Below are 9,754 nucleotides of genomic sequence, written 5' to 3' on the forward strand. Positions count from 1 at the left end.
CGCCAGAACCATGGCAACCAGTATGCTTCGTCCCGTCAAGGACACAACGGCAATTGGCAGGGCAACCAGCGCTACGATCACGCTCGTGATCACCGCGACTATCGCGACAATCGCGGCTATCGCGGCTATCGCGGCTATCGCGACGATCGCGGCAACTACTATGACAACCAGCGCTATGTCTACGCGCCGCCGCCGGTAGCTTACGTACCCCAGCCGGCGCCCGGCATCAGCCTGTTCTTCCCCCTGCAGATCCGCTAGCAAGGCACGGGCAAGCAGGCAAACCTCCCGGGCAACGWGTACGTTGCCCGGCCGGCCGCCGCCCACTCCAGTTACCCGCCCGTCAATGTGCAGTGCTCGCTGCCTGCCGCGCCTTTGATCTCCCACATTGCTGACCTATATTTTTATGGGTGGCTCCGGGATTGTCCCGGGGTTTTCACTTGCGCGACTGGCGCAAATTGCCTGGCACGTAACCCAATTCAGCATTGGGAGGCAAAAAATGGCATCCACCCACGATCCGAGGGCCAATCATCTCCTTGCCGTACTGCCCGAAGGGGAGTGGCTGCGCCTTGCCCCACACCTGATCCTGACCGAGCTGCCCCTGGGCCATGTGGTGTATGAGTCAGGTGATCAGCTCGGGTATGTGTATTTCCCGACCACGGCGATCGTCTCCCTGCTCTACGTGATGGAGGACGGGGCCTCCGCCGAGATCGCCATCGTCGGCAATGAGGGCATTGTCGGCATTGCCTTGTTCATGGGCGGCGAGACAACGCCCAGCCGGGCCATCGTGCAAAGTGGCGGCCATGGCTATCGCCTGAGTGCCAAGGTGTTGAAGCAGGAATTCACCCGCGGCGGCCCCATCCAGCATTTGCTGCTGCGATACACCCAGGCACTGATCACCCAGATGGCCCAGACCGCGGTTTGCAACCGGCATCACTCAATCGAGCAGCAACTCTGCCGCTGGCTGCTGCTGAGCATCGACCGGCTGCCGTCCAATGAACTGACGATGACGCAGGAGCTGATCTCGAACATGCTTGGCGTGCGCCGCTCCGGCGTGACCGAAGCGGCCTTGAAACTCCAGAGCGCCGGCTTGATCCAATACAGCCATGGCCATATCGCGGTGCTCGACCGGCCGGCGCTGGAAAAGCATGCTTGCGAATGCTACGCGGTGGTCAAGCGTGAGTTCGACCGGCTGTTGCCTGCCACGCTGGCGACCTGAGCCTCGCCACACCGGCCGTTGGCGGCCGTTACTCCTCGCTGGTCCACTCCACCTCGACACCGAGGCTGCGCAGGTTCTCGACGAAGCGCGGATGGGCCCGGCGGATGGGCGCGGCGTTGCGGATCTCCGAGCGGCCATCGATGCTCGCGGCTACCATGAGCAAAGCGATGGCCACGCGGATGATGTACGGGCTTTCCACYACCGCCGGCGTCAGCGGATTGCCACCAAAGGTGATGAGCCGGTGCGGGTCGGACGAGAACACATGGGCGCCAAACTTCGACAGCTCGCCGGTCCAGCCCAGCGCGCCGTCGTACACCTTGTTCCAGAACATGGCGTTGCCCTGCGCGCGCACGCCCAGCGCGATGAAGATGGGGAGCAGGTCAACCGGGAAGTAAGGCCAGGGCGCGGCCTCGACTTTGGTCAGCACGTTGCTCGTAAACGGCGTCTGCACCTTCAGGGGGCCAGCGCTGGTGGCGCGGGACCAGCCATCTTCGTGCGTGATCTGCACGCCGAACTTGGCGAAGGTGCGGTCGATCAGCGGGAAATTCCCMGGCGCGCTATTGCGCACCACGACATCGCCGCCGGTGATGGCGCCCAGCGCCAGGAAGGTGGTGATCTCGTGAAAATCCTCGTCGAAGGTAAAGTCGCCCCCCTTGAGCTTGTTGCCGCCATGCACCGTCAGGCGCGAGGTGCCCATGCCTTCGATGCGCGCGCCCATCATCGCCATGAAGCGGCAGAATTCCTGCACATGGGGCTCCGATGCGGCATTGGTGAGCGTGGAGGTGCCACCCGCGGCCGCAGCGCACAGCACGAAGTTCTCCGTGGTGGTGACCGATGCGTAGTCGAGCCAGTGGTCAGTGGGTGTCAGCTGGCCGGCGCTGCGCACCAGCAGCGATCCGTCGGCGCGCTCCACCTCGCCACCGAAGCGGCGGAAGACATCGACGTGCGGATCGATCTCGCGCACGCCAAGCGTGCAACCCTTGACGTTGTCCTCCAGCCGGGCCACACCGAAGCGGGCAAGCAGCGGCGGCACCAGCATGATGGACGAGCGCATCTCTTCCGGCAGGCGATGGCGGGCGGCGTCGAACACGGTCTCCTGATGGTGGAGTGACAGCGTGCCGCTTGCGTCATCCATATGCACCTTGCTGCCCAAAGCGCGGAAGATGTCGAGAATCTTGCGCACATCGGTGATGTCGGGCACGCCATGCAGGCGCAAGGGCTCATCGGTCAGAAGCGTGGCGCAGAGCACAGGAAGCACTGCATTCTTGTTGGCGGAAGGGGTAATACGCCCCCGGAGCGGCTTGCCGCCGTGCACGATGAGATTGGACATGGGATGGGAGATTGCGAGACGAGCCCGGACAGGATGGAACAACGCCCAGTATTGTACTTGCACTGCGAACGGTGCGAACGGCACCCGCCCCGGTACTGCCCGGGCATCCGGGTCAAACCGCATGGAGGACGCTGCTGTGACCGATACCGCATCCGTGCGACAACGTGCCACGGTAAAGGCGCGTATGACATCGCTGAAGGCTGATAATATTGCTGCCAGATCACCGACCTTTCGCGTGCGCGCCTCTCCCCGCCGGTTCTGGATTACCGGACTCCTCCTTACCGCCTTCCTGACAGTGCAACTGGCAGCGGCCGCTTACGCCTGCATGGGAAGCCGCTACTCGTCTGGTTCGCCCGGTTCGTCCGGCTCGCCCGGTTCACCTGAATCGGCGGGCCAGATGGTGGACATGGCGGGCATGATGGCGTCGTGCCCCGAAATGGCCGAGCAGTCCGCGCAGACGACGCTCGGCAGCCATGACGGGCTTTGCCTCGAACATTGCCAGCTAGGCGCCAAGTCGGTCGACCACGCCGCCCCGCAGATCCCCGGCTTCCTACCGGTCCTTGTCARCCTTGTTGAACCCGCTCCCGTCGCCGAACTCACCCGGCACACGGTTCTGCTAGGCGAAGCCATCGCGCGCGCGCCACCGCCGCCCTTCCCGATCCTGCACTGCTGTTTCCGAACCTAGCCTCCGAAGCCACGCTTGTTTCGTGCCCTGCCGCCTGAGCGGCCGGGTCGTCGTTGCTTCCCGGAGGCTTTATGCATTTCCTTCGTCGTTTCCTGCAGGCGCTCCTGTGCGCGCCTGCATTTGGCCTGGGCGTGCCACTTGCCGCGCGCGCCCAGCCAGCACCCACCTTGTCCGTCGAGGAAGCCGTTGCGCTGGCCACCACGCGCGCCGGCAATGGCGAGACTTCCCACGGCAGCGTTGAGGCTGCGGCTCAAATGGCCGTGGCCGCCGGCCAGTTGCCTGACCCCGTGCTCAAGCTCGGGCTCAACAATGTGCCGGTCAACGGACCCGACCAGTTCTCCCTGACGCGCGACTTCATGACCATGCGCTCCATCAGCGTCATGCAAGAGTTCACGCGCTCGGACAAGCGCCGCGCCCGCGCGGAGCGCTTCGAGGCAGAAGCCGCGGCAGCGCAGGCGCGGCGCACGGTCAGCCTGGCCAATGTGCAGCGCAGCGTGGTCACGGCCTGGCTCGATCGCTGGTATGCCGAACAGGCCGGCATGCTGCTCGGGCACCACGGCCATCCGCTGGAACTGGAGCTGCAGGCCGCCAAGGCCGCCTATCGCAGCGGTCGCGGCACGCGGACGGACGTACTGGCCGCGGAGATGGAAATCCAGAAACTGCAGGACCGGCTCGACGAGAACCAGGCCGCCATCGACGCCGCCCAGGTGGCGCTCGCCCGCTGGGTCGGGCAGGCAGCCAGCCGCCCCCTGTCGGAAAGGCCAACCCTTGCCATTCCCCCGCGCGTGCAAGAGCTGGCCGGGTCAGAACTGGACGCGGTGCCGGAAATGGTGGCCTCGCAGCGCGAAATCGCGTTGGCCGAAGCCGATGTCCGGGCGGCAACCGAGGCCAGGAAGCCGGACGTGACCGTCGAACTGATGTACAGCCAACGGGGTTCCGCCTATTCCAATATGGGTTCGCTGAACGTCAGCTTCCCGGTGCCATGGGACAGGGGCAACCGGCAGGACCGTGAAGTGTCGGCCAAGCTGGCGCAGGCGCAGGAAGCCCGTGCCAGGTCCGAGATCGTTGCGCGCAATACCAAGGCCGCGCTTGGGGCGAAGCTCGCTGAGTTGCGGCGCAACCTTGAACGGCTCAAGCGCTACGACGAATCCATCCTGCCGCTGGCAAACGCCCAGGCAGACGCGGCATTGACGGCTTACCGGGCCAATACCGGATCGCTGCTGGCGGTTGCCGAAGCCAACCACCGGGTCATCGACACGGCGCTCGACCGGCTGACCCTTGAAGCGAAGACAGCCAGGGGCTGGGCCGAGCTGGCCTTCCTCGTCCCGCTGCCCACCGCGCAGACCGAACCCGCCGCGAGGGATTCCAAATGAAGAAACAAGTCATCTTCTCCCTGGTGGCACTCGCTGCCGCCGGCGGCGTCCTTTATGGCACCTATCAASTGGGTGTCAGCCGGGGCGAAGCACGCAAGCCACCCTCGACGGCGGCGCGAAACCCGTCCGCGGCCAGCGACGCGGATTCCCAGGCCGGCAGGAAGATCCTGTACTGGCATGACCCGATGGTGCCCGGCCAGCGGTTCGACAAACCCGGCAAATCCCCCTTCATGGACATGCAGCTGGTGCCGGTGTTCGAGGATGCCGGCACCAGCGGCGCGGCGGTCACCATCGACAGCCGCGTCACGCAGAACCTGGGCGTCAGGACCGCGCAGGTCAAGCCCGGCCGGCTCGATGCCGTGCTGGAGGTGCCGGGCAACGTGGCCATCAACGAACGCGGCATCGCCGTCGTCCAGGCGCGCACCACGGGCTTTGTCGAGCACGCCTATGCCAGGACCACCCTTGACCCGGTCAGGCGCGGCCAGCCGTTGATCGTCCTCTATGCACCCGAGTGGGTCGCCGCGCAGGAGGAGTACCTTGCGGTCGCGCGCATGAGCGGCAGCCCGTACGGCGACTTGCGCGGCGCCGCCAGCGCGCGCATGCGTCAGGCTGGCATGGACGATAGCCAGATCCGGCTGGTGGAGACCACCGGCAAGCTGCAGCCCCGGCTCACCATCACGAGCCCCGTCGATGGGGTCATCACGGAAGTCGGTGCGCGCGATGGCATGACGGTCTCGCCCGGCATGACGTTGTTCCGCGTGGCCGACCTCTCCACCGTCTGGGTCCTGGCGGAACTGCCGGAGAGCCAGGCTGCAGCGGCCCGGCCCGGACAGCAGGTTTCGGCTACCGCGCCGGCACTGCCGGGGCAGACGCTAACCGGCAAGATAGACGCCATCCTGCCCGACGTGAATCCGGGCACGCGCACGCTCAAGGTGCGCATCGAGCTCGCCAACAAGAACCGGCAGTTGCTGCCCGGCATGTTTGTCAGTGCCAGGTTCGGCGCGAGGCCGGGTGCCGACCAGTTGCTGGTCCCGACCGAAGCGCTGATCCGTACCGGCTCGCGCACGGTGGCCATGGTCGCGACCGGCAACGGCGGCTTCAGTCCGGTGGAGGTGAGAACCGGCGCGGAAGCCGGTGGCCAGACCGAGGTGACCGAAGGCCTGAAGGCAGGCCAGACGGTGGTGGTCTCGGGCCAGTTCCTGCTCGACTCCGAGGCGAGCCTGCGCGGCACCACGACACGCATGGAGAGCGCGAGCGCACCATCGGCACCGTCCGCACCATCGACACCATCGACACCATCGGCACCATCGACAGCCGGCGMGGAGCATGAAGGCACCGGCCGTATCGAAGCCGTCACGCCGGAGGGCCTGACGCTGTCCCACGGGCCGATCCCCACGCTCCAGTGGGGCGCCATGACCATGGACTTCGCAGCGCCGGCAGCGGGCCTGCCAAAGAACCTGAAAGCGGGCCAGGAGGTGCGCTTCCGTTTCCGGATAAACAATGACGGCGTGCCGGTCCTGTCTTCCGTGCAACCAGCCACCGCTGGCGCGGGGGACAAGCCATGATCGCCAACCTCATCCGCTGGTCGATCCGGAACCGCTTCCTGGTACTGCTCGCCACGGTCATCCTGGCGGCCTGGGGCATCTGGGCGGCGCGCAACATGCCGCTGGACGCCTTGCCTGACCTCTCCGACGTACAGGTCATCATCCGCACGCCCTACCCCGGGCAAGCGCCGCAGATCGTCGAGAACCAGGTCACGTATCCGCTGACAACGACCATGCTGTCGGTACCGGGGGCAAAGACGGTGCGGGGATACTCGTTCTTCGGCGACTCGTTTGTCTATGTGTTGTTCGAGGACGGCACCGACCTGTACTGGGCCCGCTCGCGTGTGCTGGAATACCTGAATCAGGTCCAGTCGAAACTGCCTGCTGCCGCCAAGCCGGCGCTTGGGCCCGATGCGACCGGCGTGGGCTGGATCTACGAGTACGCCCTGATCGACAAGACCGGCCACCACGATCTGGCACAACTGCGGGCGCTGCAGGACTGGTTCCTGCGCTTCGAGCTGAAGTCGCTGCCCAATGTCTCCGAGGTGGCATCCATCGGCGGGATGGTCAAGCAGTATCAGGTCGTCCTGATGCCTGACAAGCTGCGCGCCTACAACATCCCGCAAGCCACGATCCTGGCCGCATTGAAAGGGGCCAACCAGGAGACAGGCGGCTCCGTGCTGGAACTCGGGGAAGCCGAGTACATGGTCCGCGCTTCCGGATACCTGAAAACGCTGGACGATTTCCGGCAGATACCGCTCAACGTCAACAGTGCCGGCATCCCCGTGCGCCTTGGCGACGTGGCCACCATCCAGCTCGGCCCGGAGATGCGGCGCGGCATTGCCGAGCTGAACGGCCAGGGCGAAGTCGCTGGCGGCGTCATCATCATGCGCTCCGGCAAGAACGCGCTGGAGACCATCGAAGCGGTCAAGGCGAAGCTTGCGGCGCTGAAGCCGAGCCTGCCGCCCGGTGTGGAGATCGTGCCGGTCTATGACCGGTCCAGCCTCATCAACCGGGCGGTGGAGAACCTCACGCACAAGCTCGTGGAAGAGTTCATCGTGGTGGCGGTGGTCTGCCTCGTGTTCCTGTTCCACCTGCGCTCCGCGCTGGTCGCGATCGTGTCGCTGCCGCTCGGCATCCTCGCCGCCTTCCTGGTGATGCGGTACCAGGGCGTCAACGCCAACATCATGTCGCTCGGTGGCATCGCCATTGCCATAGGGGCCATGGTCGACGCGGCCGTGGTGATGATCGAGAACGCGCACAAGCACATAGAGCACTGGCGGGCMGAACATCCCGGCCGGCATCTGGGCGGCGACGAGCAATGGCGCGTGATCGGCGACTCGGCGGCGGAAGTGGGCCCTGCCCTGTTCTTTTCGCTGCTGAWCATCACGCTGTCGTTTATCCCCGTGTTTACGCTGGAAGCGCAGGAAGGCCGCCTGTTTGCGCCCCTGGCCTTCACCAAGACCTATTCCATGGCGGCGGCGGCGGGCCTGGCGGTGACGCTGATTCCAGTGCTGATGGGCTATCTGATCCGCGGACGGATTCCGCCGGAGCAGTCCAATCCGCTCAACCGGTTGCTCATCCGCATCTATCAGCCATTGCTCGCTCGGGTGCTGCGCTATCCCAAGGCCACGCTGGTAGTCGCCGCGGTGCTGCTCGCGGCAACCGCATGGCCGATCCTGCAGGTCGGGGGCGAGTTCATGCCACCGCTCGACGAAGGCGACCTGCTGTATATGCCGTCTGCCCTGCCCGGGCTGTCGGCAGGCAAAGCCGCGCAGTTGCTGCAGCAGACGGACCGCCTGATCAAGACCGTTCCGGAGGTCGCCACAGTCTTCGGCAAGGCCGGACGGGCGGACTCCGCCACCGACCCGGCGCCCATGGAGATGTTCGAGACCACCATCCAGTTCAAGCCACGCGACCAGTGGCGCACGGGCATGACGCCCGACAAGCTGGTGGAAGCACTCGATCGCGCCGTCACGGTGCCGGGCCTGTCCAATATCTGGGTGCCGCCGATACGCAACCGCATCGACATGCTGGCCACCGGCATCAAGAGCCCGGTCGGCATCAAGGTGGCCGGGACCGACCTGAAGGAAATCGACCGACTGGTCAGCCGCATCGAGCAGGCCGTGAAGTCCGTGCCGGGCGTCACCTCGGCACTGGCCGAACGCCTCACGGGCGGGCGCTATGTCGATGTCGATGTCGACCGGGCCGCGGCCGGGCGGTATGGCCTGAATATCGACGACGTCCAGGGCATCGTCGCATCGGCCGTGGGCGGAGACAACATCGGCGAAGTGGTCGATGGACTGGCGCGGTTCCCCATCAACGTGCGCTACCCGCGGGACTACCGCGACTCGGTCGAGCAATTGCGCAAGCTTCCCGTTGTGACCGGCAGCGGACAGCAGATCCTGTTGTCGGATGTGGCCCGCATCCAGGTGACGCAGGGCCCGCCCATGCTGCGCAGCGAGAATGCCAGGCTCTCCGGCTGGGTCTACGTGGACATCCGGGGGCGCGACCTGCGCTCTGCCGTGCAGGAGATGCAGGCAGTCGTCGGCAAGGCGGTCCCGCTGCCTGCGGGGTACTCCGTCAGCTGGTCGGGGCAGTTCGAGTACCTGGAGCGCGCCACGCAGAAGCTGAAGGTGGTCGTGCCGTTCACGTTGCTCATCATCTTCCTGYTGTTGTACGTCACGTTCGGGCGCTTCGATGAAGCGTTGCTGATCATGGCGACGCTGCCATTTGCGCTGGTGGGCGGGTTCTGGCTGCTATACCTGCTCGGCCACAACCTGTCGGTGGCCAGCGTCGTCGGCTTCATCGCCCTGGCCGGCGTGGCGGCGGAGTTCGGCGTGATCATGCTGCTCTACCTGAAGCAGTCCTGGCTAAGGACCATCGAGAGTGGCCAGGCCAACGTGCCCGCGCTGCTTGAGGCGATCCAGGAGGGCGCCGTCCTGCGGGTGCGCCCCAAAGCCATGACCGTGGCGGTCATCCTGGCGGGCCTGCTGCCCATCATGTGGTCCGGCGGCACCGGCTCCGAAGTCATGCAGCGCATTGCCGCGCCCATGGTCGGCGGCATGGTCACCGCGCCGCTGTTATCACTGTTCGTGATTCCCGCGGTTTTCTTTTTGCTTCGCCGTCCAAAGGCGGAGTCCGCATTCCCCAAGCCTTGAACCTTGAACATTAAAGAAGGAGTTCACCATGAAACGCAATCTGATTGGCCTTGCTACCGTATGCGCCACCTTCGCCTTCACGCTGCCCGCCCAGGCGGCTGACGACATGGCCGGCATGCAGATGAAGCCGGCAGCGTCGACGTCCGCCTCGACGTCCGCCCCAAAGCCCGTCGAAGCGGAAGTACGCAAGGTGGATACGGCTAACGGCAAGGTCACCCTCAAGCACGGCCCCATCGAAAATCTCGGCATGTCGGCCATGACGATGAGCTTTCCCGTGAAGGACAAGGCCAGCCTGGCCAGACTGAAGGAAGGAAGCAAGGTCCGTGCTACCTTCGACAAGGTCAACGGCGTGGCAACGGTGACGAACATCGAGCCGGAATAAGCGCCACCTACGGATTTGGCCGCATGCCGAGGCGGTGTCCACGGTGTTGACGATGTGCAGGGA

Annotated in this window: 8 protein-coding genes; 7 read left to right on the forward strand and 1 reads right to left on the reverse strand. The window is 65.5% G+C overall.

The window, feature by feature from the left end; genetic code table 11:
• Nucleotides 1–258, forward strand: a 258-nt coding sequence (locus AC1DS3_RS29840) for a hypothetical protein (protein ID WP_477128529.1), incomplete at its 5' end; no start/stop codon positions are given.
• A gap of 238 nt (nucleotides 259–496) precedes the next feature.
• Nucleotides 497–1,216, forward strand: a complete 720-nt coding sequence (locus tag AC1DS3_RS29845; RefSeq protein ID WP_441636477.1) for a Crp/Fnr family transcriptional regulator — start codon at nucleotides 497–499, stop codon at nucleotides 1,214–1,216.
• A 28-nt stretch (nucleotides 1,217–1,244) separates the two neighbouring features.
• Here the strand turns inward: AC1DS3_RS29845 and AC1DS3_RS29850 are convergent, their stop codons facing one another.
• Nucleotides 1,245–2,546: a UDP-N-acetylglucosamine 1-carboxyvinyltransferase gene (locus AC1DS3_RS29850; protein WP_441636410.1), complete on the reverse strand. Its 1,302-nt coding sequence runs from the start codon at nucleotides 2,544–2,546 to the stop codon at nucleotides 1,245–1,247.
• Nucleotides 2,547–2,730: 184 nt separating this feature from the next.
• On the opposite strand from AC1DS3_RS29850, the gene AC1DS3_RS29855 reads away from it, so the two are divergent.
• The 5 genes from AC1DS3_RS29855 (at nucleotide 2,731) to AC1DS3_RS29875 (ending at nucleotide 9,691) form a co-directional block, all read left to right on the forward strand.
• Nucleotides 2,731–3,231, forward strand: coding sequence for a copper resistance protein (locus AC1DS3_RS29855; RefSeq protein ID WP_477128530.1), 501 nt, complete (start codon nucleotides 2,731–2,733; stop codon nucleotides 3,229–3,231).
• 71 nt (nucleotides 3,232–3,302) lie between these two features.
• A complete protein-coding gene (locus AC1DS3_RS29860; RefSeq protein ID WP_441636413.1) occupies nucleotides 3,303–4,604 on the forward strand; it encodes a TolC family protein in 1,302 nt (433 codons plus the stop codon).
• Nucleotides 4,601–6,169, forward strand: coding sequence for an efflux RND transporter periplasmic adaptor subunit (locus AC1DS3_RS29865; RefSeq protein WP_477128531.1), 1,569 nt, complete (start codon nucleotides 4,601–4,603; stop codon nucleotides 6,167–6,169). The genes AC1DS3_RS29860 and AC1DS3_RS29865 overlap by 4 nt, the downstream gene beginning before the upstream one ends.
• Complete coding sequence (locus AC1DS3_RS29870) at nucleotides 6,166–9,309, forward strand: efflux RND transporter permease subunit (protein WP_477128532.1); 3,144 nt, start codon at nucleotides 6,166–6,168, stop codon at nucleotides 9,307–9,309. Before AC1DS3_RS29865 ends, AC1DS3_RS29870 begins: the two co-directional genes overlap by 4 nt.
• Before the next feature lie 28 nt (nucleotides 9,310–9,337).
• Nucleotides 9,338–9,691 (forward strand): copper-binding protein, encoded by a 354-nt coding sequence (locus AC1DS3_RS29875; protein ID WP_441636419.1) that lies wholly within the window; start codon nucleotides 9,338–9,340, stop codon nucleotides 9,689–9,691.
• The last annotated feature ends 63 nt before the right edge of the window (nucleotides 9,692–9,754 follow it).

This window comes from Cupriavidus sp. 01L46, assembly GCF_056399905.1.

Coding starts and splice junctions, on each gene's coding strand:
- AC1DS3_RS29845 (WP_441636477.1), top strand. CDS start 497: ATGGCATCCACCCACGATCCGAGGGCCAATCATCTCCTTGCCGTACTG.
- AC1DS3_RS29860 (WP_441636413.1), top strand. CDS start 3,303: ATGCATTTCCTTCGTCGTTTCCTGCAGGCGCTCCTGTGCGCGCCTGCA.
- AC1DS3_RS29875 (WP_441636419.1), top strand. CDS start 9,338: ATGAAACGCAATCTGATTGGCCTTGCTACCGTATGCGCCACCTTCGCC.